24 protein-coding genes are annotated in these 26,248 nt (G+C 57.8%); 11 read left to right on the plus strand and 13 right to left on the minus strand.

Features of this window, described 5'->3' with window-relative positions:
• Positions 1-4 precede the first annotated feature (4 nt).
• The 3 genes from B4056_RS14790 to B4056_RS14800 all read left to right on the plus strand — a co-directional run bounded on the left by B4056_RS14790 (position 5) and on the right by B4056_RS14800 (position 3,147).
• Positions 5-1,489, plus strand: a complete 1,485-nt coding sequence (locus B4056_RS14790; RefSeq protein ID WP_039384459.1) for a carboxypeptidase M32 — start codon at positions 5-7, stop codon at positions 1,487-1,489.
• Between the two features lie 158 nt (positions 1,490-1,647).
• Complete coding sequence (gene asr / locus B4056_RS14795) at positions 1,648-2,070, plus strand: acid resistance repetitive basic protein Asr (protein WP_039384462.1); 423 nt, start codon at positions 1,648-1,650, stop codon at positions 2,068-2,070.
• Positions 2,071-2,340: 270 nt separating this feature from the next.
• A complete protein-coding gene (locus B4056_RS14800; protein WP_039384464.1) occupies positions 2,341-3,147 on the plus strand; it encodes a trypsin-like serine peptidase in 807 nt (268 codons plus the stop codon).
• Between the two features lie 43 nt (positions 3,148-3,190).
• Here B4056_RS14800 and hrpA read toward each other — a convergent pair whose 3' ends face one another.
• Positions 3,191-7,087 carry an ATP-dependent RNA helicase HrpA gene (gene hrpA, locus B4056_RS14805; RefSeq protein ID WP_166713863.1) on the minus strand — a complete coding sequence of 1,299 codons (3,897 nt, stop codon included), beginning with the start codon at positions 7,085-7,087 and terminating at the stop codon, positions 3,191-3,193.
• Here hrpA and B4056_RS14810 point away from each other — a divergent pair.
• From B4056_RS14810 to B4056_RS14820, 3 genes are all read left to right on the plus strand, one after another.
• Positions 7,074-7,322 (plus strand): hypothetical protein, encoded by a 249-nt coding sequence (locus B4056_RS14810; protein ID WP_128083770.1) that lies wholly within the window; start codon positions 7,074-7,076, stop codon positions 7,320-7,322. The two genes, hrpA and B4056_RS14810, sit on opposite strands and share 14 nt — an antisense overlap.
• A 16-nt stretch (positions 7,323-7,338) precedes the next feature.
• A complete protein-coding gene (gene azoR / locus B4056_RS14815; RefSeq protein ID WP_094110923.1) occupies positions 7,339-7,938 on the plus strand; it encodes an FMN-dependent NADH-azoreductase in 600 nt (199 codons plus the stop codon).
• Positions 7,939-8,279: 341 nt separating this feature from the next.
• Positions 8,280-9,422, plus strand: a complete 1,143-nt coding sequence (locus tag B4056_RS14820) for a hypothetical protein (protein ID WP_288655148.1) — start codon at positions 8,280-8,282, stop codon at positions 9,420-9,422.
• 70 nt (positions 9,423-9,492) lie between these two features.
• On the opposite strand, the gene B4056_RS14825 is transcribed toward B4056_RS14820, so the two are convergent.
• Genes B4056_RS14825 through B4056_RS14835 form a run of 3 tightly spaced genes read right to left on the minus strand, consistent with a single transcriptional unit; the run spans position 9,493 to position 12,622 of the window.
• Positions 9,493-9,822, minus strand: coding sequence for a YdbL family protein (locus B4056_RS14825; protein ID WP_288655150.1), 330 nt, complete (start codon positions 9,820-9,822; stop codon positions 9,493-9,495).
• Positions 9,822-10,007: a YnbE family lipoprotein gene (locus B4056_RS14830; RefSeq protein ID WP_094110958.1), complete on the minus strand. Its 186-nt coding sequence runs from the start codon at positions 10,005-10,007 to the stop codon at positions 9,822-9,824. Before B4056_RS14830 ends, B4056_RS14825 begins: the two co-directional genes overlap by 1 nt.
• A gap of 2 nt (positions 10,008-10,009) precedes the next feature.
• On the minus strand, positions 10,010-12,622 hold the full coding sequence (locus B4056_RS14835; protein WP_288655152.1) for a YdbH family protein: 2,613 nt from the start codon (positions 12,620-12,622) through the stop codon (positions 10,010-10,012).
• Between the two features lie 164 nt (positions 12,623-12,786).
• Here B4056_RS14835 and B4056_RS14840 point away from each other — a divergent pair, with 164 nt between their 5' ends.
• Complete coding sequence (locus B4056_RS14840) at positions 12,787-13,779, plus strand: 2-hydroxyacid dehydrogenase (RefSeq protein ID WP_094110927.1); 993 nt, start codon at positions 12,787-12,789, stop codon at positions 13,777-13,779.
• A 15-nt stretch (positions 13,780-13,794) separates the two neighbouring features.
• Here the strand turns inward: B4056_RS14840 and B4056_RS14845 are convergent, their stop codons facing one another.
• Positions 13,795-14,067, minus strand: a complete 273-nt coding sequence (locus B4056_RS14845; protein ID WP_039384475.1) for a DUF333 domain-containing protein — start codon at positions 14,065-14,067, stop codon at positions 13,795-13,797.
• A 189-nt stretch (positions 14,068-14,256) separates the two neighbouring features.
• On the opposite strand from B4056_RS14845, the gene B4056_RS14850 reads away from it, so the two are divergent.
• Both B4056_RS14850 and ttcA read left to right on the plus strand, forming a co-directional pair.
• The gene (locus B4056_RS14850; RefSeq protein WP_150034376.1) at positions 14,257-14,913 is read left to right on the plus strand and encodes an MgtC/SapB family protein; all 657 of its coding nucleotides are present in this window, start codon (positions 14,257-14,259) and stop codon (positions 14,911-14,913) included.
• Between the two features lie 179 nt (positions 14,914-15,092).
• Complete coding sequence (ttcA, locus tag B4056_RS14855) at positions 15,093-16,028, plus strand: tRNA 2-thiocytidine(32) synthetase TtcA (RefSeq protein ID WP_288655155.1); 936 nt, start codon at positions 15,093-15,095, stop codon at positions 16,026-16,028.
• A gap of 49 nt (positions 16,029-16,077) precedes the next feature.
• On the opposite strand, the gene B4056_RS14860 is transcribed toward ttcA, so the two are convergent.
• The 3 genes from B4056_RS14860 to B4056_RS14870 all read right to left on the minus strand — a co-directional run bounded on the left by B4056_RS14860 (position 16,078) and on the right by B4056_RS14870 (position 19,169).
• Positions 16,078-16,224 (minus strand): hypothetical protein, encoded by a 147-nt coding sequence (locus B4056_RS14860; RefSeq protein WP_166713867.1) that lies wholly within the window; start codon positions 16,222-16,224, stop codon positions 16,078-16,080.
• Between the two features lie 246 nt (positions 16,225-16,470).
• The gene (gene zntB, locus B4056_RS14865) at positions 16,471-17,454 is read right to left on the minus strand and encodes a zinc transporter ZntB (protein WP_039384477.1); all 984 of its coding nucleotides are present in this window, start codon (positions 17,452-17,454) and stop codon (positions 16,471-16,473) included.
• A gap of 95 nt (positions 17,455-17,549) precedes the next feature.
• On the minus strand, positions 17,550-19,169 hold the full coding sequence (locus B4056_RS14870; RefSeq protein WP_288655157.1) for a peptide ABC transporter substrate-binding protein: 1,620 nt from the start codon (positions 19,167-19,169) through the stop codon (positions 17,550-17,552).
• Between the two features lie 183 nt (positions 19,170-19,352).
• Here B4056_RS14870 and mpaA point away from each other — a divergent pair, with 183 nt between their 5' ends.
• Positions 19,353-20,066 (plus strand): murein tripeptide amidase MpaA, encoded by a 714-nt coding sequence (gene mpaA, locus B4056_RS14875; RefSeq protein WP_039384479.1) that lies wholly within the window; start codon positions 19,353-19,355, stop codon positions 20,064-20,066.
• On the opposite strand, the gene ycjG is transcribed toward mpaA, so the two are convergent.
• The gene (gene ycjG / locus B4056_RS14880) at positions 20,035-21,021 is read right to left on the minus strand and encodes an L-Ala-D/L-Glu epimerase (protein ID WP_039384480.1); all 987 of its coding nucleotides are present in this window, start codon (positions 21,019-21,021) and stop codon (positions 20,035-20,037) included. The two genes, mpaA and ycjG, sit on opposite strands and share 32 nt — an antisense overlap.
• Before the next feature lie 149 nt (positions 21,022-21,170).
• Here ycjG and tpx point away from each other — a divergent pair, with 149 nt between their 5' ends.
• Entirely contained in the window at positions 21,171-21,674 is a 504-nt protein-coding gene (gene tpx, locus B4056_RS14885; RefSeq protein WP_039384481.1) for a thiol peroxidase, read from the plus strand.
• A gap of 62 nt (positions 21,675-21,736) precedes the next feature.
• Here tpx and tyrR read toward each other — a convergent pair whose 3' ends face one another.
• From tyrR to pspD, 4 genes are all read right to left on the minus strand, one after another.
• Positions 21,737-23,302, minus strand: coding sequence for a transcriptional regulator TyrR (gene tyrR, locus B4056_RS14890; protein WP_288655160.1), 1,566 nt, complete (start codon positions 23,300-23,302; stop codon positions 21,737-21,739).
• Between the two features lie 211 nt (positions 23,303-23,513).
• Positions 23,514-24,584, minus strand: a complete 1,071-nt coding sequence (locus B4056_RS14895; RefSeq protein WP_039384483.1) for a YcjF family protein — start codon at positions 24,582-24,584, stop codon at positions 23,514-23,516.
• The gene (locus tag B4056_RS14900) at positions 24,581-25,978 is read right to left on the minus strand and encodes a YcjX family protein (RefSeq protein WP_288655162.1); all 1,398 of its coding nucleotides are present in this window, start codon (positions 25,976-25,978) and stop codon (positions 24,581-24,583) included. Before B4056_RS14900 ends, B4056_RS14895 begins: the two co-directional genes overlap by 4 nt.
• Positions 25,959-26,207, minus strand: coding sequence for a phage shock protein PspD (gene pspD / locus B4056_RS14905; RefSeq protein WP_039384485.1), 249 nt, complete (start codon positions 26,205-26,207; stop codon positions 25,959-25,961). Before pspD ends, B4056_RS14900 begins: the two co-directional genes overlap by 20 nt.
• Between the last annotated feature and the right edge of the window lie 41 nt (positions 26,208-26,248).

Raw genomic sequence — 26,248 nt, forward strand, 5'->3', positions numbered from 1 at the left:
GGCTGTGACATCAGCTTATCAGGAACTTACCCGCACGTTTCAGCGCCTTTCCCGTTTCGGTCACCTCGGTGCGATTGCCGGGGTTGATATGCAGACTACCATGCCGCCCGGCGGCAGTCAGGCGCGTGGCGAAGCGCTAGCCGAACTCAGCGTATTTATGCATGAGCTGCTGACCGCGCCGGCGCTGGAAGGGCTTTTCTCTGCTGCTGAGCAGGAGTCGCTGAACGATGTTGAGCAGGCAAACGTGGCGGAGATGCAGCGCGCCTGGCGTCAGGCAACGCTGCTTCCCGCCGCGCTGGTCGAAGCAAAATCGCTGGCGGGCTCGCGCTGCGAGCATGCGTGGCGATCGCAGCGCCCGGCGAATGACTGGCAGGGCTTCAGCGCTAACCTCAAAGAGGTTGTCCGGCTGAGCCGGGAAGAGGCGCAGCTGCGCGCCGCTGCGGCCAGCACGTCGCGCTATGACGCGCTGCTGGATCTGTATGAGCCAGGCATGACCAGCGCCCGGCTTGACGCCACTTTTGGCGCGCTGAAAAGCTGGCTGCCTGATTTACTGCAGCGGGCGGTGGCAAAGCAGGCGCAGGCGCCGCTTCAGCCGCTGGGACCCTTTGCCGTTGAGTCACAGAAGCAGCTGGGGCTGAGCGTAATGAAGCTGCTCGGCTTCGATTTCAATCATGGTCGTCTGGATGTCAGCGCCCACCCTTTTTGCGGCGGTGTGCCGGACGACGTGCGCATCACCACGCGCTACAACGAAAGCGAGTTTCTCAGCGCCATGATGGGTGTGATCCATGAGACCGGGCACGCGCGCTACGAACAGAATCTGCCACAGCAGTGGCGCGGTCAGCCGGTGGCCCTGGCGCGCTCTACCGCGATTCATGAGTCGCAGAGCCTGTTTATGGAGATGCAGCTGGGCCGCAGCCGCGCCTTTTTGCAGCATATTCAGCCGCAGGTCGTCGCGCTGATGGGTGAGCAGCCTGCGCTGGAGACGCCTAACTTTATTCGTCTGGCGCAGCGCGTCAAGCCTGGCTTTATCCGCGTCGATGCCGATGAGCTGAGCTATCCGGCACACGTTATTCTGCGCTATGAGATTGAGCGCGCGCTAATTGAAGGTGAGATTGAGGTAGAGGATATTCCGGCGCTGTGGGATGAAAAAATGCAGCAGTCGCTCGGCATTGATACCCGTGGCAACTATCGCGATGGCTGTATGCAGGATATCCACTGGACCGACGGCGCGTTCGGCTATTTCCCGACCTATACGCTGGGCGCGATGTATGCGGCACAGCTTTATCAGGCAGTTAAGCGCGCGATCCCGCAGCTGGAGACGCTGATCCTCAACGGCGAGCTGCAGCCGGTATTTGACTGGCTGCAGCAGAATATCTGGCAGCACGGCAGTCGCTTCCCGACTGAACAGCTGCTGCGCAACGCCACCGGTGAAGCGCTGAATCCGGACTATTTCCGTCAGCACCTTGAGCAGCGCTACCTCGCCGATTGACCCCGCAGGCGGCCGCACCGGCCGCCGTTTTTCCGCCTTGTACAATCCGTTACACGCCGATACCAATCCCTCACGGAAAGCGAAATCGCTTTTTCATATAGTGTTTTCACCGGCCCCGCAGTGGGCTACATATGAAAAAATAGTCCGAGGATTAAGCGATGAAAAAATTATGTGCACTGGTAATCGCCGCTGCTATGGGTCTCTCTTCTGCTGCTTTTGCTGCTGAGACAACCGCTGCTCCGGCGGCAACTGCCACCACCAGCTCCACTACCGCTGCGCCAGCTAAACATAAAATGGTGCATCACAAACATAAAGCTGCTGCGCAGAAAGCCCAGGCTGCGAAAAAGCATCATAAAAAAGCAACCAAGCCTGCTGAACAGAAAGCGCAGGCCGCTAAAAAGCATCACAAAAAATCAACTCAGCCCGCTGCACAGAAAGCGCAGGCTGCCAAAAAGCACCACGTGAAATCCGCTAAACCTGCTGCACAGAAAGCGCAGGCGGCTAAAAAGCACCACGCTAAAGTTGCGCAGAAAGCGCAGGCAGCTAAAAAGCATCACAAAATGAAAAAATCAGCGAAATAAGTTCGCGCCAACACCACGATGTTGTTTAAAACACCCGGTTATGCCGGGTGTTTATTTACTGGAGTAGCGAAAAATGGTGCGTCGCTATCGCTTCGAAATTATTCTCTTTGTGATGATTCTCTGCGGCATTGTCGCGGCCAGTTTTTTTATTTGATGGCTGTAGCGCGCTGATTACTCCGATATTTCTCCCTTTTTTACCGCTCACCGACTATAGTTATCGCCTAAGCGTGATAACAAAAACTCCCTTTTATTCTCCCTGTCGAGAGAACTATGCGCCTGGCAATTCTGTTATTTATTGGTATTTTCGGCTTTACCCTCACAGCACACGCCGATGATGAAGACGGGCTGAGTCCCGAAGAGATCAAGACGCTGTTTTTTGGTAAAGACCATCGCCAGGCAATAAGCGACGTGGCCGCTGCGCCCTGGGATGCCATTGGTCAGCTGGAGACGGAAAGCGGCAACCTCTGCACCGCCACGCTGATCTCTGCTCATCTGGCCCTGACCGCCGGCCACTGCCTGCTGACACCGCCAGGCCGGTTCGATAAGCCGGTTGCGCTGCGCTTTATGGCGGGTGAAAAAGGCTGGCGTTACGAAATTCACGATATAGATGCCCGGGTTGAGCCGTCGCTGGCGCGGCGCCTGCAGGCCGATGGCGAGGGCTGGATTGTGCCCTCTGCCGCCGCGCCTTACGATTATGGTCTGGTGATCCTGCACAACCCCCCTTCAGGTATTGTGCCGATCCCGCTGTTTGATGGCTCTCGCAGCGATCTCACCGCCGCGCTCAAAGAGAGCGGACGCAAAGTCACGCAGGCGGGTTATCCGGCCGATCACCTCGATTCACTCTATTCGCATAGCGACTGTATAGTCACCGGCTGGGCGCAGCGCGCCGTGCTTTCGCACCAGTGCGATACGCTGCCTGGCGACAGCGGCTCCCCGCTGCTGCTGAAAAAAGATGATGGCTGGCAGCTCATCGCCGTACAGAGTTCGGCTCCGGCGCCGGTCGATCGCTATCGCGCGGACAACCGGGCCATTGCCGTGACCTCGTTTAAAGATAAACTCGAAGAGCTGGCTGAGTAAGCAGGCAGGCGCGCGATCACGCACACCTGCATGCGTTATGCATTCAGCTCAGCTGCTCCATCGCCTGCAGCACCCGCTTATCTGAAACCGGATAGGGAGTACCCAGCTGCTGAGCAAAGTAGCTGATGCGCAGCTCTTCAATCATCCAGCGGATCGCCACTACATCGGCATCATCCCGGCGCTGCGGCGGCAGCTTGCTGCGCCAGACGTTCCACGCCTGTTCCACCGCCTGTACCTTCAGCATGCGGGCGCGGTCGCTGTGCGGATCGGCGGGCAGCTTCTCCAGACGGCGCTCGATTCCCTGCAGATAGCGCAGCGTATCTCCCAGCCGATCGTAGCCGTTGCCGGTGACAAATCCGCGATAGACCAGACCGCTCATCTGCTGTTTGATATCCGCCAGCGCCAGCGCCAGCGTCATATCCACGCGGCCTTTCAGAAATTTGTTGATATTGAACACGCAGGTGAGGATCTGCTCAACCTGCTGCGCAATCGTCACCACGGTGTCGTTCAGCTCCGCCCGCACTTTATCGCGCAGCTGCTCAAAATTCTGCTGCTGCCACGCGGGGCCGCCCGCCTCCGCCATTAGCTTATCCACGCCGCAGGCAATACAGTCGTCTATCAGCTCCAGCACTTTGCCATACGGATTAAAGTAGAGCCCGAGCTTGGCTTTATTCGGCAGCTTTTCATGCAGATATTTAACCGGTGACGGAATGTTCAGCAGCAGCAGGCGACGCTGACCGCGCCACATCATCTTCTGCTGCTCCTCTTCACTGTCAAACAGGCGGATCGCCACGCTATCTTTTTCATCTACCAGCGCCGGCCAGGCTTTGACCTGATAGCTGCCGCGTTTCTGCTCATAACTCTGTGGCAGGTCGCCAAAACTCCAGATGTGCAGACCGCTCTGCTCCAGACCATCATCGGCAACCTTCGACAGCGTCTCCTGCACTTTGCCTTTCAGCGCCTGTTTCAGCTGATGCAGATCTTTACCTTCCTGCAGCTTGCGGTTGTGCTCATCCACAATGCGGAACGTCATTTTAAGGTGATCGGGCACCTGATCCCAGTGCCAGGCATCGCGCTCAATCGTCACGCCTGACATGCGCCGGAACTCACGCTCCAGCGCATCCAGCAGCGGCTGTGCCAGCGGCTGAACGCGACCGAGAAACGCTTCCGCGTAATTGGGGGCCGGCACAAAATTGCGGCGCAGCGGTTTGGGCAGCGATTTAATCAGCGCGATGATAAGCTCACGCCGCACGCCGGGGATCTGCCACTCAAAACCCGCTTCATCCACCTGGTTCAGCAGCGGCAGCGGGATATGAACGGTCACGCCATCCGCATCGGCGCCTGGCTCAAACTGATAGGTGAGCCGCAGCTTCAGATCGCCCTGCTGCCAGACATTAGGGTAGTCGAGCTGGCTGACCTTATCTGCCCCCTCTTTGATCAGCATCTGCTTGTCAAAGTTGAGCAGGTCCGGATTCTCTTTACTGGCCTGCTTCCACCAGCTGTCAAAGTGACGGGCAGAGACCACCTCTTTGCCCAGACGGCGATCGTAAAAAGCAAACAGCGTTTCGTCATCCACCAGAATGTCGCGGCGGCGTGACTTATGCTCCAGATCCTCAACTTCACTGCGCAGCTTCAGGTTGGTGCGGAAAAAGGCGTGGCGCGTCTGCCAGTCGCCCTCAACCAGCGCATGGCGAATAAACAGCTCGCGGCTCAGCTGCGGATCGATGCGGCTGTAATTCACTTTACGCGCCTGCACGATGGGCAGCCCGTAGAGCGTTACCTTTTCCGTAGCCATCACCGCGCCCTGTGCTTTCTCCCAGTGCGGTTCGCTGTAGCTGCGCTTGATGAGGTGCTGAGCCAGCGGCTCAATCCACTCCGGATCGATGCGTGCCGCCACCCGGCCCCACAGGCGGCTGGTTTCTACCAGTTCGGCCACCACGGTCCATTTGGGCGGCTTTTTAAACAAACCGGAGCCAGGGAATATGGCAAAGCGGGCGTTGCGCGCGCCGGTAAACTCCTGCTTCTCCGCATCTTTCTGTCCGATATGCGACAGCAGGCCGGTCAGCAGCGCACAGTGTACCTCACGATAAGGTGCCGGCTCGCTGTTGACGGGCATCCCCTGTTCACGCACGACCTGACGCAGCTGGGTGTAGATATCCTGCCATTCGCGCACGCGCAGATAGTTGAGATAGTCACTTTTACACTGGCGGCGGAACTGGTTGCCCGACAGCGCTTTCTGCTGCTCCTGGATATAGTTCCAGAGATTAACAAAGGTGAGAAAGTCAGACTCTTTATCAGCAAAGCGGCGATGTTTCTCATCGGACGCCTGCTGTTTCTCGACCGGCCGCTCGCGCGGGTCCTGAATCGAGAGCGCCGCCGCGATAATCATCACCTCGCGCACGCAGCCAAAGCGCTGCGCCTCCAGCACCATCCGCGCCAGCCGCGGATCCACCGGCAGCTGCGCCAGGGTACGACCAGAAGGCGTCAGCCGGTAGTGCTCATTTTCATTAAGAGTAATGGCGCCCAGCTCTTCCAGCAGCCGCACGCCATCCTGAATATTTCGTTTGTCAGGCGCTTCCACAAACGGGAACGCCGCAATATCGCCCAGCCCCAGGGCGGTCATCTGCAGGATCACCGACGCGAGATTGGTCCGCAGGATCTCCGGATCGGTAAAAGCGGGCCGGCTGAGGAAATCAGCCTCGGAGTAGAGCCGGATACAGATCCCTTCCGAAACGCGGCCGCAGCGCCCTTTACGCTGGTTTGCCGAAGCCTGTGAAACCGGCTCAATCGGCAGGCGCTGTACCTTGGTGCGATAGCTGTAGCGGCTGATTCGCGCGGTACCGGGATCGATGACATATTTAATGCCCGGCACGGTGAGCGAGGTCTCTGCCACGTTCGTGGCCAGGACAATGCGCCGCCCGCTGTGGGACTGAAACACGCGATTCTGCTCGGCATTGGAGAGACGCGCGTAAAGCGGCAGGATCTCGGTATGCGGTAAATCGCGCTTCATCAGCGCATCGGCCGTGTCGCGGATCTCACGCTCTCCGCTCATGAAGATCAATATATCGCCACGGCTCTCCTGCCCCAGCTCATCCACGGCGTCAAAAATGGCCTGCAGCTGATCGCGATCGCTCTCGTCCGCTTCTTCCGCGATAGGCCGGTAGCGCACCTCCACCGGGTAAGTCCGGCCTGACACTTCGATAACCGGCGCATTATTAAAGTGACGCGAGAAGCGCTGCGGATCGATAGTGGCGGAGGTGATGATCACTTTGAGATCGGGGCGGCGCGGCAGCAGCTCACGCAGGTATCCCAGCAGAAAATCGATGTTGAGGCTGCGCTCATGCGCCTCATCAATAATGATGGTGTCGTACTGCAGCAGCAGCCGGTCCTGCTGGATCTCCGCCAGCAGGATACCGTCGGTCATCAGTTTGACCTGCGTGCTGTCGCTGACCTGATCGGTAAAACGGACTTTATAGCCGATGGTACTTCCCGGCGCGGTCTCCAGCTCTTCCGCTATGCGGCTCGCCACGGTGCGGGCTGCCAGACGACGCGGCTGCGTGTGCCCGATCAGGCCTTTCACGCCGCGTCCCAGCGCGAGGCAGATTTTTGGCAGCTGAGTAGTTTTACCCGATCCGGTTTCACCGGCAACAATCACTACCTGATGATCGCGAATCGCGTCTGATATCGCCTGCTGCTTCTGGCTGACCGGCAGATTTTCCGGAAAGGTGATGCGCGGGGTACCCGCCACGCGCCGGGCGATGCGCTGTTCGGCAACGCTGAATTCCTCCGCCAGCTCTGCGGCAATGGTCTGCTGTGCGGCGCTGTTTTTCACCTTTGCCGCACCCTGCAGACGTCGCTGCAGGCGCTGGCGATCGCGCAGCGTCAGCGCATCAAGCCGGGCCCAGAGTGGAGCTAAAGGTGATTCAATGGATGATGACATAGGGATGGATTACCTGTTAGTGCAGCACGGTGGAAACACGCGCGGCGCCGGGACGCTTTCCCGGCAGATTCAATCAATTACCGGACGCCATAATAGCATATTCTCAGCCTGCTGGCTGAGCCGCTCCGGCTGGCTTATTCAATTAATTCGAACATTGGCCTCGAATTATTACGCTTTTACGCTGCCGGTGAACGCCGTAGAGTATGGCGCATTGAGCGGGAAGCCCGCCGCATAACCCACAGGAACCTATTATGAGCCACGTATTAATTCTGAAGTCCAGTATCCTTGCCGGCTATTCACAGTCAGGCCAGCTGGCTGATTTTTACGCTGAAGAAGCGCGCGCCAACGGCGACAGCGTAACCGTACGCGACCTGGCTGCCGATCCGGTACCGGTACTGGATGGTGAACTGGTGGGTGCTCTGCGTCCTTCAGATGCGCCACTTTCTCCACGTCAGCAGGAGGCGCTGGCGCTCTCTGATGCGCTGATCGCTGAGCTGCAGGCGCATGACACCATTGTTATTGCGGCACCGATGTACAATTTCAACATCCCGACGCAGCTGAAAAACTACTTTGACCTGATTGCCCGCGCGGGCGTGACTTTCCGCTACACCGAAGCGGGTCCGGAAGGTCTGGTTAAAGGCAAACGTGCGGTGATCCTGAGCAGCCGTGGCGGTATCCACAAAGATACCCCAACCGATCTGCTGACGCCGTATGTGAAGCTGTTCCTCGGCTTTATCGGCATCACTGACGTTGAGTTTGTCTTCGCGGAAGGTATCGCCTATGGTCCGGAAGTGGCGACCAAAGCGACCGCTGATGCGAAAGATGCGATTAAACAGCGCGTCTCTGCCTGATTAATAAAAAAAGATATTCTGCTTCATTTTACCGGGCCTGAGCGCCCGGTTTTTTATTTTAACGTCAATATATCTTTGCTTCCCGGCGGCTGCCCGCTTTTTTAATTTACACTGCAGTATCACTCTCTCATTCTGCTTTACGATTTCAACCCTGTTACTGACAACCCGCGCCCGCATTTTAATTAAAGCGCAGCACCGCCCGACGTTTAATAAAAATCGAAATACGAAAGTTTCCTCACCAGTAACGTGGCACGATTAATCCGCAATCAAATCCAGCCGTGCAGGCTGTAATTACATTTGAACTTTTCCTCAAATAATAATTTTTTTACCAGGAGAATAATATGGCCTTACTGTTATGCTATATCCATGTAAGCGATACGCTGCCCGGACAAACTGCAACCGTTAACTCTTTTTCGGGTGTGAGCGACAAGATTAAAATGTTTGAGATGCCCATTAAAAGAACGGGTAACTATGACGCACAGTTGAATGCCAATGTTAAAAACACACGCGAAATCGCTGTAATTGAAGCTAAAAAGAAGGTTTCGCAGCTGACATCAGCTTTTGAAAAACTTCATAGCACGGGCAATCGCACGCCATCTTCTTCCGTAACACGCCCTATCGCTGCACCGGTTATAGCGACGGCTGTAGCAGCGCCAGTTGCGAGAGTACAGGATATCTCTATCGCCCGACCGAGTGTGTCAGCATCTTCTCTGGCAGAAGCAAAACCTGACCCTGTCACCACTCAGGCAAAAACTACAGCCGGGCATAAAGGCGCGCCCTCATTGCTAACCCCAATTAAGCATCAATTTGCGCAGTTCTGGTCATCGATAAAAAGTTATATTTCGTCACTGACAGATGCATTCCGGCAGCAACAGAGCGAAAAAATAGCACACTTTGAAAATACCGCCAGAACCAAATATGAAGGCTGTAAATCAATGACTGAAATAATAAACGCATATGACAATAGTCCTTCCAATGCTCTCTTTCTTTATAACGCAGCAAAACAGGAGCTAATATTTAATGCTATAAGTGACATCATTGATCAGGCAGGAAAAGAAAATAAAGAAATCGATCTGCGTAAGCTATGCGATCAGGCTAATCGCTATGCGGTTAATTCAGGCGCTAACGCCAGATTTTTCACGCTATCAAAAAATAACACTATCGGGCACAATATAAAATATGGCGTACCAATTATGCAGCAGCGCGTCAGTCGGGTAGAGGAAGACATTGGAAGTAAAAACGCAACCTCCGCAACCTTACGTCGTAATTCGCAGAGCTTAAGTGGGCGCCAGCGTGCTAACTCAGTACAGTCAATAACCCGGAGGATGGTTAATGACGCCTATTCAAAACTGTTTAATGATATACACAATGACAAAAGAAATATTTATGGTGCACGCCACAGCTTCGACCGTAACGAAATGCGTGCCGCGCTGCTTGAAGGGCAGCCGGCGCTGACAGGCTTAAGAACCAGCAGTGCAGCATAATGTCTGACAGCAGCAGATCCTTCGCAAGCCACACCCGGTGGCGGGAAAGCGCTGAGCCTCCCGCCACCGGTTACTTCCGCAGCCACTGGCCGTTGATGCCGCGCACATATTCCCCTGCGCTGGCCCGGCTCACCAGCTTCTCTCCGGCAATCCGCGCGACGTCGCTGGTTGTGAGTTTGTTTTCCCCGGCAATGCGCTGATACGCCATCCGGCGGCCCTCATTGATACGACTCACCAGCGCCAGCGTGACCTCATCCTGCTGCCGTGCAGCAACATAGCCGCTCAGCGTTTCTCCGACCCGCCCCTGCTGCCGCGCCTCATCCAGCGTCAGCGCATGGGCAGACCCGGCCAGCAAAACCAGCAGCAGCGCAACGGCGCGTATTGTTCGGTTGCGGGCCATCAGAACAGCCCGCTCTGGTTCTGCAGCAGCGCCTCGACATCTTTATCCACTTTAATGTGGATCTCATGTTCAATTTTCACATTCATATTTATCGTAATCGGCGCATCAGGAGCGGCCACTTCAATCCGCGGTACGCATCCTGCCAGCATAATGCTGCCTGCCAGCAGCGCACCTCTTAACCTCATCATCAGGGATCCCTCTTTGATGGCAGGGTGGCGTTCTGCTCCACCCAGGATTGTAAATTATCGCCAAAGCGCAGGCTGCGCCATAGCTGGAACAAATTCTCCTGATGACGATAGTTGAGATTGATTGTCTGGCGCCGGTTGCTGAATTGGCTGACGCCGGTGACCTGCGACTGCATCATCAGATTACCGGTATTATCCAGATCGAGTGTGGCCCAGGAGCGTGAAATCTCCAGATAACGCAGCCAGCTGAGCGCTGCCCCGGCGGCGACATTGTCTTTTACAATCGCGTCTGCCGTATCCTTATCCAGCCGAAACGTGAGCGGCCCGCTGTTAGCAATCCAGCCATTTCTGATCAGCCACTGCGGATTACTGAGCCACAGCGGCAGCTCGCCATTAACCTTACCCGACATAGCAAACTGTTTGGGCTTGAGTGCCGTCACCAGCCGGCTGAGATCGATCTGGCGCAGCGAAATCCTGGCCGCTTCGCGCTGCGGCATGCGCAGCGCCGGCATACTGACGTGCCCGCCCAGTAAATCGAGCGTCACGTTACTCAGGGTAAGCGGCTGTCTCTCCTGCCAGGGATAGTAACCCTGCAGATCGGCCGTGATATTCTGCAACGCAAACTGATTGTTAACCTCGCGGATACGCAGCGAAACCGGTCCGCGCCGTCCCAGCTGCCACTGCTGAGCGCGGTAGCGAAACGGCAGCGCAAAATCGATGCCGTTGATGTCACTGTCCGGCAGCTGCAGGCTGCCCTGCTGAACCGCAAAGAAGCCGCCTGCCTGAAATGCCTGGCTGGCTCCGGCTGAAAACGCGACCTGCGCCCGCAGCTCACCGCTGCGAATACGCATTTTTAAGTCGCTGCTGAGCAGCGGCTGGAACACGCGCAGCGACTGTGCCGGCCACCAGGCCTCCCCGCGTAGCCGCTCACCATCCCAGCGCCCGTGCACGCGCAGCGGGCCAATATCTTCAGCGCGCAGTTCACCGCGCCATAAAAACCGTGCCGGATCGCGACCTTTCACATCAAACGTCAGCCCTGCAGGCGGCAGCCAGCCGCCGTAGCTGAAGTGCGTTTGTCCCGCATCAAGACGAAAACTGCCTGCAAAACCGGGCTGCGTGCTATCCCGCTGCCAGCGCAGCGGCGCAGTGAGCCGGATACGCGGCCGGTCAATCTGCACCGGCCCCCACGCCAGCTGATTCAGGCCGGTATTGAGCGTATCCAGCGTAATGCGCTGATCCAGCCAGCTGCCGGTGCCTGCGACATCCCACTCTGCGTTAAACGGCTGCAGTTTGCCGTCGCCCCAGTAGCGCCAGCGCCAGCTGCCGCTGTCTGGCCAGAACGCAGCGGCGCGGCCATCCAGATGCAGCGTAAAGTGACCATAGTCGCGCTTATGCGCCGTCAGAATCGCCTGCAGCCGGCCATCAATGCCCTGCGCTGAAAGCGAAACGCCCGCCAGGGGCCAGCGCGCTTCACCCACTTCAGGGAGATCCAGCAGCTGACCGCGCAGGCGCAGCAGTGCGCCTGGCTGGAACGTCAGCGTCGGCGCGCTGAGTGCGCCGCGCAGCTCGCCGGGCAGGCTGCCATAGAGCTGCAGCCCGGCAAATTTACTCTCGCCGGTAATGCGCAGCGGCAGCGCGTTATCCGTTACGCGCAGCGGTCCCGGCCCTACGCTCAGTACCACATTACCTTTACCGCCGCGCCCCTGCGTCAGCAGATTCAGCCGCCCCTGCACGCGCAGGTTGTCCATCCCCTGCTGCCATCCGGTCAGGGTCAGCCCCACGCCGCCTGACAGCATCTGACTGGCCAGAGGCCAGCGCCAGCGCCCGTCGGCGATCTGAAACGTATCGCGGTCGCTCTGCCACGGCAGCTCAAGCAGCGGTGTCTCATCGCCCTGCTCCTGAACGATCAGCTTACCCTGCTGCTGCTGCCACTGCAGATCCAGCGTCAGCGGCTGCGGCCACTGAGCCACGCTTAGCTCACTCTGCAGCGCGCCGGTTACTGGCAAGCCATCCGCAAATGTGGGCAGCGCTACGCTGCCATGTAACGCCAGCGGTTGTGTCAGAAAAGGATGTTGTAACTTAAGAGAGTCGACCGTCAGCGTCTGGCCCTGTAAGCGTGCGCTCAGGCTGAGATTATCGCCGCGATAGCGCAGCTGCTGCTGTTCCGGTGCAAGCGTGAGATCGAGTTCACCGGCATAGTGCTGCCACGGCAGGACGGCCAGCCTGCCGATATGCACATCGGCCCCCGGCAGGCGCTGCTGCCAGTCGGCCAGCGTACGCGGTACGGCAGAAGCTGGCTGCGGCGGCAGCGACTGCCAGCAGGCGCTGTTAAGCGTGACACGCTGTGCGCTAAGCTGCCAGCGCTGCTGTGAGCGGCCCAGCGCCACCTGCTCAACCTTAGCCAGCGTACAGCTGCCCGTCAGGTAACGCAGCTGCGGCAACGTCACTGCGCCCTGCTGCCAGCCCGGCCTGCCCTCAATTTCGATGCGCGTCTCATCCGGCAGCCAGATGCCGGCCAGCCGTGGCAGCCACTGCGTCAGCGTCAGCAGCAGGCCCAGCAGCAGCAGAATCAGCGCCAGCAAGGCGGCAAGTAGTCGGCGAAGGCCACGCGTCATGGCGGGTAACTATCCTGTTGTTTATATTTTCCTGCCGAAATGATGACACGTAATCATTCGCAAATGAAGGTGTTAGCCTGGCCTGCTGCGTGAAGAAAAGCAAAGTCGCGCAGAAACCGTTATCCTTTAATGATACCGACATGGCATTTTTCAGGAGCGAAACAATGAAAGTTGCGGTTTACAGCACCAAGCACTATGACCAGAAATATTTTGAACAGGTCAACGCCCGTTTTGGATTTGAGCTGGTGTTCTTTGATTTTCTGCTCAGCGAGGATACGGCAAAAAATGCTGCCAGCTGTGACGCGGTCTGTATTTTCGTAAATGACGACTGCGGCAGAGCGGTACTGGAAGAGCTGGCGGCATTGGGCATTAAGTATATTGCCCTGCGCTGTGCCGGATTCAACAACGTCGATCTGCAGGCGGCTGCTGAGCTGGGCATGGAGGTAGTACGCGTGCCCGCCTACTCCCCGGAAGCGGTGGCGGAACACACGGTGGGTATGATGTTGGCGCTGAATCGCCGCATTCATCGCGCTTATCAGCGCACCCGTGACGCAAACTTTTCGCTTGATGGCCTGACCGGCTTCAACATGCACAATAAAACCGCAGGCGTGGTCGGTACGGGGAAAATCGGCGTGGCTACGCTGCGGATCCTGAAAGGATTTGGCATGAAGCTGCTGGCCTGTGATCCCTACCCGAGCGACGCTGCGCTTGAGCTGGGTGCAGAATATGTCGATCTGAAAACGCTGTTTGCCCGCTCGGATGTGATTACGCTGCACTGCCCGATGACGCCGGAAAATCATCATATGCTTAACGCGCAGGCGTTCAGCGAAATGAAAGATGGCGTGATGATCATCAATACCAGCCGCGGCGGCCTGATCGATTCGCAGGCGGCTATTGAAGCGCTAAAACAGCAGAAGATCGGGTCGCTGGGAATGGACGTCTATGAAAATGAACGCGATCTGTTTTTTGAGGACAAATCGAACGACGTTATTCAGGACGACATTTTCCGCCGCCTCTCTGCCTGCCACAACGTGCTGTTTACCGGACATCAGGCGTTTCTGACCGCAGAAGCCCTGACCGCCATCTCAGAAACCACGCTGGGTAATCTGCAGCAGCTCGATCAGGGCGAAGCGTGCCCGAACCGGGTTAAGCCCTGAAATGGTGCGCCCGCATCAGCGGGCGCACGTGCCACCCATGAGCGCCTGTTCATCGCAGCGGCGGCCGTTTGACAGCTGACACATGCCGATACGTGAACCATCCAGCTGGCGGGAAAATGCCAGCGTGCCCCCGGCACCGCTGCAGCTGCTTTCTGCCATCGCGGACATCACGACGTGCGGCTGGACGTGAGCCGCGGTCGCCTGCTGCGGCGGTTCGTTATCAGGGGTACTGCTGCAGGCGGAGAGCAGCAGTGCTGCACCAGCCAGCAGTAAAGAGGCAGCTTTCATTAGTCGGACTCCGGGGACAGGGGACGAAAAGTGCTCACAGCATATGACAGCCTCTGCTGCGAATCGAGTGCGGACATAGCTTTTTACAAAATTTCAGACCTTTCATTGCAAGCAGAATTATCCTGAAGAGAAGATTTTTGCCGGTTATCTTCTAAAATAATCCGTTATTTCAATTGCTCAGGGGAAATTATGTTAACCGATATGCTGTTACGCATCGCGCTGGCCGGCGTTCTCGGCGGGCTTATCGGACTTGAGCGTCAGATGCGGGCAAAAGAGGCGGGTCTGCGTACCCATATTCTGGTGGGGATCGGCAGCGCCCTGTTTATGCTGGTCTCGAAATATGGCTTTGCCGATATGCTTAGCAGCGACCATGTGGGTCTTGATCCCAGCCGCATCGCGGCGCAGGTCGTCAGCGGTATGGGCTTTCTCGGGGCCGGTACCATCATTATTCAGAAGCAGATCGTAAAAGGCCTGACTACCGCAGCGGGCCTCTGGGTTACCGCCGCCATCGGTCTGGTTATCGGTAGCGGGATGTATGAAATTGGCATTTATGGCACGCTGCTGGCGCTGGTCGTGCTGGAGGTTTTTCGCCGCCTCAGCCACTGGCTGATTGGCCGCCATCATACGCTGATTGTGCATCTGAAAGCCAAAAGCGTCCCGCTGGTGTTACTGGTGCTGCAGCGTGAAGGGATCCGCTACGGGCATATCGCGGTGGTCAACCGTGACGAAGATAGCGGCCTGTGTGAACTCAGCGTAGAGGTCACACTCTCCCGCCGGGCACCGCGCCACAGCCTTTATGAGAAGGTCATGGATATTAAAGGGGTGCAGTCACTGGAGATGGTATAGAGGCGCAGACAGAGCAAAATTATTAGCCACGGATGCGGCAACAGATTAAAAGCGTTCACGCGAGGCTGGTATTCGCGCGCGCAATCCGTACCATACGCATCCATAACTACAGGTTTATGACCGCCAATGCGGGTTTCAGCCGCCTGTTCTGTTCGCCGGCACTCTCAAGCGTGAAAATAATGTCAGAAAATCAAGACGTAACAAAAAAAGAGCAATACAACTTCAATAAACTGCAGAAGCGCCTGCGCCGCAACGTCGGCGAAGCGATTGCTGACTTCAACATGATTGAAGAAGGCGACCGCATCATGGTCTGTCTCTCAGGCGGTAAAGACAGCTATACCATGCTGGAGATCCTGCGCAGCCTGCAGCAGAGCGCGCCGGTGAATTTTTCGCTGGTGGCGGTCAATCTCGATCAGAAGCAGCCCGGCTTCCCGGCGCATATTCTGCCCGCTTATCTTGAGACGCTGGGCGTGGAGTATAAAATTGTCACCGAAGATACTTACTCTATTGTTAAAGAGAAGATCCCGGAAGGCAAAATCACCTGCTCACTCTGCTCGCGTCTGCGTCGCGGTATTCTCTATCGCACCGCCAGCGAACTGGGCTGTACTAAAATTGCGCTCGGCCATCATCGCGACGATATCCTGCAGACGCTGTTTCTTAATATGTTCTACGGCGGCAAAATGAAAGGCATGCCGCCCAAGCTGATGAGTGATGACGGCAAGCATATTGTTATCCGCCCTCTCGCCTACTGCCGTGAAAAAGATATTATCCGCTTTGCTGAAGCGCGCCAGTACCCGATTATCCCCTGCAACCTGTGCGGTTCGCAGCCCAACCTGCAGCGTCAGGTGGTGGCCGATATGCTGCGCGACTGGGATAAACGTTTTCCGGGCCGCATTGAAACCATGTTCAGCGCCATGCAGAACATTGTGCCTTCGCATATGGCGGATATCAGCCTGTTCGATTTCAAAGGCATCCGCCATGGCGATGAAGTGGTTGATGGTGGTGATATTGGCTTCGATCGCGAAACGCTGCCGATGCAGCCCGCGGGCTGGCAGCCGGATGAGGATGCAGCAGCCACCGCGGAGCTGCGGCTGGATGTATTAGAGATAAAGTAGTTCTGCTGAGAACTACAAAGGCGCGTATCCCGGCGGGAACGCGCTTTTTTTATTGATGCGGCGGCGGATCGCTGATGGGTGGCACATCGGGATCGTGCGGCGGCTCCGGCTCCGGAATGGGCTGCGGCTGCGGAACAGGCTCCGGAATCGGCACCGGGTCGGTTGGGATCGGTTCACTGGCGTGGATAGCTTGCATCGCTTTCTCCTGTTGCGGAACGTACTTTAAGCGTAGGAAAGCTTTGCTGAACAAGCCAGCATAAAAAAAACCGGCCCTGGGGCCGGTGTCAGAGGAATTAACTGTGCTATGCAGTAATTCGCAAACAGGAAGTAAGACAATATGGAGTACAACGCCCATCGCCTGACGTTGCATTCACCTGCGAAAGAGAGTGTGCCGCGATTTTCCGCAGGGTGAGTTGATATCGATCAGCTTTTCCCGCTTTTGCTACAGCCATTTGCGTTTTTTCAGCCATACCGCCACGCCCCCGACCATCAGCAGCAGGATCAGACAAAACAGCAGAAAACCGTGCTGCCAGTTACCGCCCGGAATGCCACCGAGGTTGACGCCAAACAGTCCGGTAAGAAAGGTCGCAGGCAGAAAAATCATCGCCATCAGTGACATGGTATATGTCCGGCGGTTCATCGACTCCGCCAGCAGCGAGGCGACCTCGTCAGCGAGGATGCCGGTGCGCGCCACGCCGGCGTTGAGATCGTCCAGGCCGCGGCCCAGACGGTCCGCCACGTCCTGCATGCGTCGCCGGTCGTCGTCACTCATCCACGGGAGTTTCTCGCTGGCCAGTCGCGCATAGACATCACGCTGCGGTGCCATATAGCGGCGCATGACGATCAGCTGCTTGCGCAGCAGCGCCAGCTCGCCTCTGGCCGGCACCTGCTGATCCATCAGCGCATCTTCCAGCTCAATAATCTTGTCATGCATATCTTCAATGAATTCGCTGGCGTGATCGGTCAGCGCGTCGCAGACATCCACCAGCCAGCTGCCGCCGTCTGCCGGGCCATTACCATGCTGCAGCTCATTGAGCACTTCATCTATCGCGTTGACTTTGCGGCGGCGCGTAGAGACGATCAGTTTGTCATTGATGAATACGCGCATCGCCACCAGCTGATCGGGACGCGAGTCGGCGTTGTGGTTCACGCTGCGCAGCACAATCATAAAGCCGTCGCCAAGCCGCGTGACGCGCGGCCGCATACTGTCGCCTGCCAGCGCATCGCGCACGGCATCGGGGATCAGCGGCGTATTCTGCAGCCACTCCGCGCTCTGGCGCTGCGCGTAATTCAGATGCAGCCAGCAGTGGCGCTCGCAGTGGATGATATCGTCATCTTTAATCGCGATAACGCCACCTTTGCCATCAAACTGACAGGCAATAATGGCATCTGATACCTGTAATGCTTTCCCTTCAATAACGTTCACGTCCCCACTCCACGCTCTCAATCAACAGGCTACAGTCTAGCGCCGCGCCTTTCAGTTGCAATCGCGCCGGTGTATGCAAACGTGACGCAAGGTACTCAGTGCTTTTCAATCCACAACTCGCGACTGTAAGCCACATCTTCCGGGTTGGTGATGGGATAGCCTTTTACCCACGGTTTTATCAGGCGGCCGTTTGTATATTGATATAGCGGTGCGATGGGTGCCTGGTCGGCAATGATCTGCTCCGCTTTGTTGTAATCTGCATTGCGCGCCTGCACGCTGGTTTCGGTACTCGCTTTCGCCAGTAGCGCGTCATACTCCGCGCTGTTGAAACGCGCAATATTCCCGCTGTGGCTGGCCGTCAGCAGACTGAGAAAGGTAGAGGATTCGTTATAATCACCGACCCACGAGGCGCGGATCACATCAAAATTTCCGCTGTTGCGGCTGTCGATATAGGTTTTCCACTCCTGGTTTTGCAGCGTAACCTCTGCGCCCAGAGTCTTTTTCCACATCGAGGCGACGGCGATAGCAATTTTCTGATGGCTTTCTGAGGTGTTATAGAGCAGCGTCAGATGCAGCGGCTTAGCTGGACCGTAGCCCGCTGCCGCGAGCAGCGCTTTCGCCTGCGCATTCAGCTCCTGCTGGCTATGCTGCTGCAGATAGCTCTGCTGTGACGTAAAACCGGCCGTCACATCGGGAGTGAAATGCCACGCCGGCTTCTCGCCGGTCCCCAGCACCTTCTCCGCAATAATGCGGCGATCGATACTCCACGAAAGCGCTTTACGCACGCGCACATCAGCCGTCGGTCCTTTCTGCGTATTAAAGGCGTAGTAGTAGGTCCCGAGCTGGTCAGGGGTATAGACCTCACCCGGCAGACTCTTTTTCAATAGCGCAAACATATTTTTCGGGAATGATTCGGTGATATCGATATCCCCGGCGCGGTAGCGCTTAGTGGCGCTGGACTCTTCATTGATGGGCAGAAAGGTCACCTGCGTCAGCACTGAATGCTTGTCGTCCCAGTAATGTTTATTGCGCACCAGAACAATCTTTTCGTTTACGACCCGCGTTTGTAACTGATAGGCGCCATTTCCCACCAGCTTGCCCGGTGCGGTCCACGCGTCACCTTCAGCCTGGATAACTTTTTGCGGCACGGGAAACAGCGCGGCGTTGGCCATCATGGCTGGCAGCCACGGCACCGGTCGTGACAGCGTCACTTTCAGATGGGTGGCATCGGTGGCCGTTACGCCCAGTTTCTCCGGACTCATGCTGCCTTTGGTAATCGCTTCCGCATTTTCAATACCGCTCAGCGCCGCAAACCAGGCAAAAGGCGAACTGTTTTTCGGATCGACCAGACGCTGCCAGCTGTAGACAAAATCCTGCGCAGTGACCGGGCTGCCATCTGACCAGCGCGCATCTTTGCGCAGCGTAAACAGCCAGATTTTATTGTCATTACTGCTCCAGCTCTCAGCGACGCCGGGCACAATCTGGCCTTTTGCATCCTGGCTGGTGAGGCCTTCAAACAGGTCGCGCATGACCTGAATTTCCGGCAATCCCACGGCTTTCATGGGATCAAGCGAGGCGGGTTCATCTTTGATGTGGCGAACAATTGTCTGCTGGCTGGCGAGCTGCGCGCCAGCCGGTATCTCAGCAGCAGTAGCCGGGAAAAACGTGCTGCTGACGATCAGCGCCAGCGCCGTGGGGAAAAACAGAGGCTTCATCATCACTCCTTAACAGAAAAAAGGGCGACCTGAAGTGCGTAATGTCGCCAGCAACTCCGGCAACTGTAACGCAAATTGCTGATTGGTATGTAGCTATTTCCCGGTTTGCTGTTTACCGTTAATGTAGTGCCGGACAGGCGCGCGCCCCGCTCGTTTGCAGAGCCGCTCACAGGAGAGCCTGATATGTCATTTCATCACCCGCGACCGCAGCGCGGTCAGCTTGATGCGGTCTGGCAGCAGTATGGGCGCTCGGCGCTCGGCGCCCCGCTGCTCTGGTTTCCGGCGCAGTCAGCTGATGAAGAGAGCGGACTGATTATCGCCGGCACTCACGGCGATGAGAACGCCGCAATCGCCACGCTTTCCGCCGCGCTGCGGACGCTGCCAGCCTCCCTGCGCCGCCATCATGTCATTCTGGCCGTGAATCCGGACGGCTGTCAGCTCGGGCTGCGCGCCAACGCGCGCGGCGTCGATCTCAACCGTAACTTTCCCGCCGCTAACTGGCAGCGGGGCGATACGCACTACCGCTGGAACAGCGCCGCTGACGCACGCGATGTGGTGCTCTCTACTGGTGAGAAGCCCGCCTCCGAACCCGAAACCAGCGCGCTGTGCCAGCTGATCCATCAGCTGCAGCCGCGCTGGGTGGTCTCATGGCATGAACCGCTGGCCTGTATCGACGATCCCCATCACAGCGCGCTGGCGCGCTGGCTGGGTGAGCAGACCGCATTGCCGGTGGTAAGCAGCGTGGGATACGCCACGCCGGGTTCTTTTGGCAGCTGGTGCGCCGATCTGGGGCTACTCTGCATTACGGCGGAAATGCCGCCGATTTCCGTTGATGAGGCGACCGAACGCTATCTTGAGGCGATGATTAATCTGCTGCGCTGGCAGGCGCCGCATTAAGTGTGCCATAGCTGAATGAGAGCGCGGGATCGACATCTGCTGCCAGCCAGGTCGGGCCATCCAGATCGGTGAAGGCGGCCTGTGAAACCAGCGGCAGCGCGGCCCGGATAGCGCGCGAGGTACAGAGCATACAGCCCAGCATCAGCGTAAATCCCTGCTCACGCGCGGTAGCGGCCAGCGCCAGCGCCTCTGTCAGGCCGCCGGTTTTATCCAGCTTGATATTGATCATCTCGTAGCGCCCCGCCAGTTCCGCCAGGCTGTCGCGCGTATGGCAACTCTCATCTGCGCAGATCGGCAGCGGATGGACAAAATTTGCCAGCGCAGCATCCTGCCCGGCGGGCAGCGGCTGCTCCAGCATCGCAATATTGAGATCCGCCAGCAGCTGACAGCGTGCCGCCAGCCCTTCCGCTTCCCAGGATTCATTTGCGTCGATAATCAGGGTCGCTTCCGGCACCGCGCTGCGGATCGCTACCAGCCGCTCACTGATCAGATGATTATCCATTTTCACTTTGAGCAGCTTTGCACCATGCTGCCACAGCGCCAGCGCGCTGCTGGCCATCGCTTCCGGCGTATCGATACTGATGGTGCGCGCCGTGGCTACCTGCCCGGCCAGAGGGCGATCGCACAGCGCGGCCAGCGTCTGCCCATGCTGCTGGCGTTCCAGATCCCAGAGCGCACAATCAATGGCATTGCGCGCCGCACCCGCCGGCATCGCCTGCTGCAGCGCGCTTCGGGTTAAGCCCTGCTGCAGCGCGGGCAGCTGAGCGGCAATCTGCGCCAGCACTGAGGCCTCGCTCTCACCATAACGGGCATACGGGGTCGCTTCTCCGGTGCCTTTAATACCATTCTCTTCAATTTCCACCACCACAACCTGCGCTTCCGTCCGGCTGCCGCGCGAGATAACGAACGGCGAATGCAGTGGCCAGGCTTCAGGATAACTCTTCACTGTTCTCATTTTTACACCTTAAAATTGTGCGCCTGATGTGAAGCTGAGCGATTATTGTAAGAAAGGTAATCGTAAACCCCTAAAAATTATGGCATAAACTTTAACGGTTTTCGTAAAGTCGCGCGCTGCGCTGACTTTTCATTTAAAAAGGAGATTGTATGTCACAGAACGTTCACTTTCAGGGTAATCCTGTTCCGGTTGCCGGCCACTTCCCGCAGGCAGGCGAGCAGGCGCAGCCTTTTACGCTGGTCACTAAAGATCTGGCTGATGTTTCGCTGGCAGACTATGCCGGAAAGCGCAAAGTGCTGAACATCTTCCCGAGTATCGATACCGGCGTCTGCGCCGCCTCGGTTCGCAAGTTTAACGAGCGCTCCGGTGATACCAGCAACACCGTGGTGCTCTGCATTTCAGCTGACCTGCCGTTTGCCCAGTCACGCTTCTGCGGCGCGGAGAACGTCGCCAATGTGGTCACGCTTTCCGCTATGCGCGGCTCTGAGTTCAAAGAGAATTATGGCGTCGCTATCTCTGACGGCCCGCTAAAAGGCCTGACCGCCCGTGCGGTAGTGGTGCTTGATGAGAATGACAAGGTGCTTTACAGCCAGCTGGTCAATGAGATCACCGAAGAGCCCGATTACGATGCAGCGCTGGCCGCGCTGAAGTAAGTTGCTCATAAAAAAACCGTCCTTACGGGACGGTTTTTACTGTTCAGAACAGGCCAGCGCCGCTACTCGCTCTCTCCGCGCTTCTGCCCTAATCCATATTCACGCAGTTTATTGGCAATCGCCGTGTGCGATACGCCCAGACGTTTGGCCAGCTTACGCGTGCTGGGATAGGAGAGATAGAGCCGGGTCAGTACCGAACGCTCAAAGCGGCCGGTGATCTCATCCAGCGATCCCTCCAGCGCCTCTTCACCCAGCGACACATCCAGCGCCTGCTCCGGCAGCACGATATCCTGCGGACGCAGCTCATAACCTTCCAGCTGCGTCATGGCCCGATAGAGCGTGTTTTTCAGCTGCCGGACATTGCCCGGCCAGCTGTAGCGCGTCAGGAACGGCAGCAGCTGCGGTGACAGGCGCGGGCGCGGCAGCCCCTGCTCATCGGCAAAACGCGCCACAAACATCTCTGTCAGCGGCAGAATATCAAGCGGACGCTCGCGCAGCGGCGGCAGATTCAGCGTCAGCACGTTGAGCCGGTAAAAGAGATCCTCGCGGAACTCCCCGCGCTGTACCATCTCAATCAGGTTCTTTTGCGTGGCGCAGATCACCCGGACATCAACATGCACTTCATGATCTTCGCCTACGCGGCGAAAGGTCCCGTCGTTGAGAAAACGCAGCAGCTTGGTCTGCATACGCGGCGACATCTCACCGATTTCGTCCAGCAGCACCGAGCCGCCGCTGGCCTGCTCAAAAAAGCCCTTTTTCCCTTCCAGCGCGTTGGGATAGGCGCCGGCCGCGTGGCCAAACAGCTCGCTCTCCGCCACGTCGTCCGGAATCGAACCGCAGTTGAGCGCGAGAAACGGTTTTTTACCGCGTGCGCTGCGCAGGTGGCAGGCGCGCGCCAGCATATCTTTGCCGGTGCCGGTATCGCCCACAATCAGCAGCGGCGCATCGTGCATCGCCAGTTTACGCGCCTGCTCAATGACCTGACGCATTTTAGGCGTCACCGCCACGATATGGTTAAACTCGGACTCATCCGTGACGCTGAGATTCTGCAGCTGACGTCCCATACGCGCCGTGGACTTCAGCGTGATCATTGCGCCCACCGGGTTATCGCCCTGCTCATCGCTGTCTGCAAGGTAGATGGGTCGCGCTTCCAGCAGAAAGTCACGCCCCTGAATCACCACATGCTGGGTCTGCGCCTCTACCCGTTCGCTCTCCAGCCAGCGCTGAAAATTAACGCCGCCAATCAGTGACGCCACGCTGTGATTGCGGATTTTCTGCTCATCCAGCGCAAACAGATGCTGTGCCGCCGGATTGGCCAGCTCAATTTTGCCTTTAAGATCGATAGAGAAGACCGGCTCCGGCATCGCCACCAGCAGCGCGCTGAGCGCGCGATGTTCGCGCTCAGAGGGCAGATATGCCACGGTACGCACGTCGGTGACGCCGGGCGTGCGCCGGATCTCTGCCATCAAATTGCTGAAAGCGTCAAACTCCAGCGCAGAAAAGCTGAGATAGATGCGGCCCTGCGGGGCAATTTCGATGCCGCGTAAATCGATATTGCGGGCGACCAGCAGGTCGAGCAGTTCACGCGCCAGACCGATTCGGTCATGACAAAAAACTTCCAAACGCATGGCAGTAAGCCTTAGTCAGGTTTTGATTTCAGAGATAATACGCTAACTTGCAGCACCCCAGAAGGGCTGTGTCATGAAAAGTTGACAGTGCAGCACAGATTCCCCTTTTCGCCGGGTCAGACAGAGCTGCTTATGCCAGTAAGAAACGAAAAAGGCAACGTTTACGTTGCCTTTTAGCATGGGAGCAGAATGAAAGTGGCAGGAACGTTGATTATTTAGCACTCTGCTCTGAGGCGGAGCTGCCTTTTGCCAGCGAGGTTTTAAGCTGGCTCACCAGGTCGCGGCGGAAGTCGCCAAGGCGGGGTTTATCCTCTTCCAGCCACGGCAGCGGACGGCACAGCTCCATCGCTTTTATGCCCAGCCGCGCGGTCAGCAACCCGGCACCGATACCCTGTGCGGCACGGGCTGAAAGACGCGCCGCGATATCCTGCGACATCCAGTCCATCCCCACTTCGCGCACCAGTTCGGACGCGCCGGCAAAGGCCATATTGAGCAGCACCAGACGAAACAGACGGATACGGCTGAAATAACCCAGTTCGATGCCGTAAATCGCGGCGATACGATTCACCAGCCGCAGATTACGCCAGGCGATAAACGCCATATCCACCAGCGCCAGCGGGCTGACGGCAATCATCAGGGTCGATTCCGCGGCGTGGCGGCTGATTTCACTGCGCGCCTGGCGATCGAGTACCGGCTGCACCAGCTGTGCGTAGAGCGTGACAATCTCGCGATCGTTATGCGTCTCATGCAGCGCGGCATACCAGCGCTGCAGCGCCGGATGCGCCTGATCGAGCCGCGCCTGCTGCGCGAGATTTTCACAAAAGGCGCGTGCTTTGCCGATGCCGTGACTCTGCAGCAGGTCACGCGCCACATCGCGCGATTCTGCGCGCTGGCGCAGCCGCCACAGACGCCGCCACTCCGCAATCAGTGCGCCGGCGCCAGCCAGCACAATCAGCCCGCCTGCCGCCCCGCTGCCCAGGGCAAACCAGTCGCGCGCCTGCCACGCATCGTGCATAAACTGTACGCCCTGAGCCAGCACGCTCACGGTGAACACCGCCACGCCGGCAGCGGCTATTTTACGCCACAGGCTGCGTTTAGGTCGCAGCGCCGCCTCCACCATCTTTTCACCGGCGCCTTCAGGCAGCGGATCTGCCCCGGTCGCTGCGACAAAATCGGCGGTTTTTACGTCAAACGTCTGCGCAGCACGCAGCGGCGGCTGCGCATCGCTGCTGAGCGGACGGGCAAAATCGATTCGCGCTTTTAACGGCGTCTCATCACTCATCGCAATTTATCTCCCAGTAAAAATTCCAGCGCGGCATCCATGCGGATATGCGGCAGAGGCCGGTCTATATCCAGCGATTGCGGCCGGAATTGCTCAAACTGAAACCCCTGCTGCTGCCAGAAGCTGTTCCCCGGCAAACGGGGCGGCACCTCACCCGGATAAACGGTGAGCGGCTCACCATCTGTCAGCCGCTCACCGCGCAGTGCCGGCAGCTTTTCGCCCCGGTGATCCACCAGGCCGCTTTCGGTAGCCTGTATAGCGGCCAGTCCGAGGCAATCCATGCTGATACCTTCAAATGCGGCGTTCTGCCAGGCATCCTGTACCAGCTGCTGCAGCAGCGACACCATATTGGCGTGCTGATCGGCGGTGATGTGATCGGCTTTCGTCGCGGCAAACAGCAGCTTGTCTATCACCGGGGAGAAGAGGCGCCGGAACAGGGTCCGCTGGCCGTAATGAAAACTCTGCATGAGCTGAGTCAGCGCCAGACGCATATCGTTAAACGCCTGCGGCCCGCTGTTCAGCGGCTGCAGGCAGTCCACCAGCACAATCTGCCGGTCAAAACGCAGAAAATAATTTTTATAGAAGCCTTTCACCACGTGCGAACAGTAGTAGTTATACCGCTGCTGCAGTACGGCAAAATTACTGCCGGCCGGCGCCTGTGCCAGTTTGCTCACAGCCTGCTCATCCGCATCGGGCCACGGGAAAAACTGCAGCGCCGGCGCGCCCGCCATCTCGCCCGGCAGCACAAAGCGGCCCGGCTGAATAAAGTGCAGCCCCTGGCTTTTGCAGTGGTGCAGATAATCTGTCCAGGCGGCGGCAATCTCTGCCAGCTGGTTTTCATTAGCGTGTGCCAGCGGATCGAGGTTATGGCAGAGCTCACGCCAGCGGGCTGACCATTTCTCTCTGTCGCCCTGCAGCAGTCCGCGCATCTGCCGCGACCAGCTGACATAATCCTGCGCCAGCATGGGCAGATCGAGCAGCCATTCACCGGGATAGTCAACGATCTCAAGATAGAGCGTGGCGGTATCTTTGAAGTGACGCAGCAGTGAGTTATCAGGCCGGTAGCGCAGCGCGAGGCACATTTCGCTGACGCCGCGCGTTGGGGTGGGCCATGCGGGTGGCGCGCCGTAGAGCTGAGCCAGTCCTTCATCATAGGTAAAGCGCGGCGTACCGAGCTCGCGCTGCGGCACGCGCTTGACGCCAAGTAAACGCTCTTCGCGTACCACTGAAAACAGCGGCAGGCGCGCGCCGTGATGGACGTTCAGCAGCTGATTGACCAGCGAGGTAATAAACGCGGTCTTGCCGCTGCGGCTCAGTCCGGTGACCGCCAGGCGCAGATGACGATCCACGCCGCGGTTCATCAACGCGACAAGTTCATTTTGCAGTTTTTTCATCGTTCTCCCTGATGAATCGCGCTGACAGACGGCGAAACGCCCTGCTCAGCAGCGGTTCCAGGGCGGCCGCCAGCAACAGGCGCAGCGGACGGCGCGCCACCGATTTAACAGCCCAGCCGGCGAGCCCGCCGGGACCATATGTTACCGCACTGATAATGATGAATTTTCCGGCCGACTTCAACGCAGGCGTTGCGCGACGGCGCAGAGCAGTCATTCGCTGAGTATGCATAAAGCCCCTTATGAGTTGAGATGCGGACCCGCGAGGGTCCG

This window comes from Pantoea sp. UBA7232, from assembly GCF_002473195.1.
In the GTDB taxonomy this organism is placed as follows: Bacteria; Pseudomonadota; Gammaproteobacteria; order Enterobacterales; family Enterobacteriaceae; genus Pantoea; species Pantoea eucrina.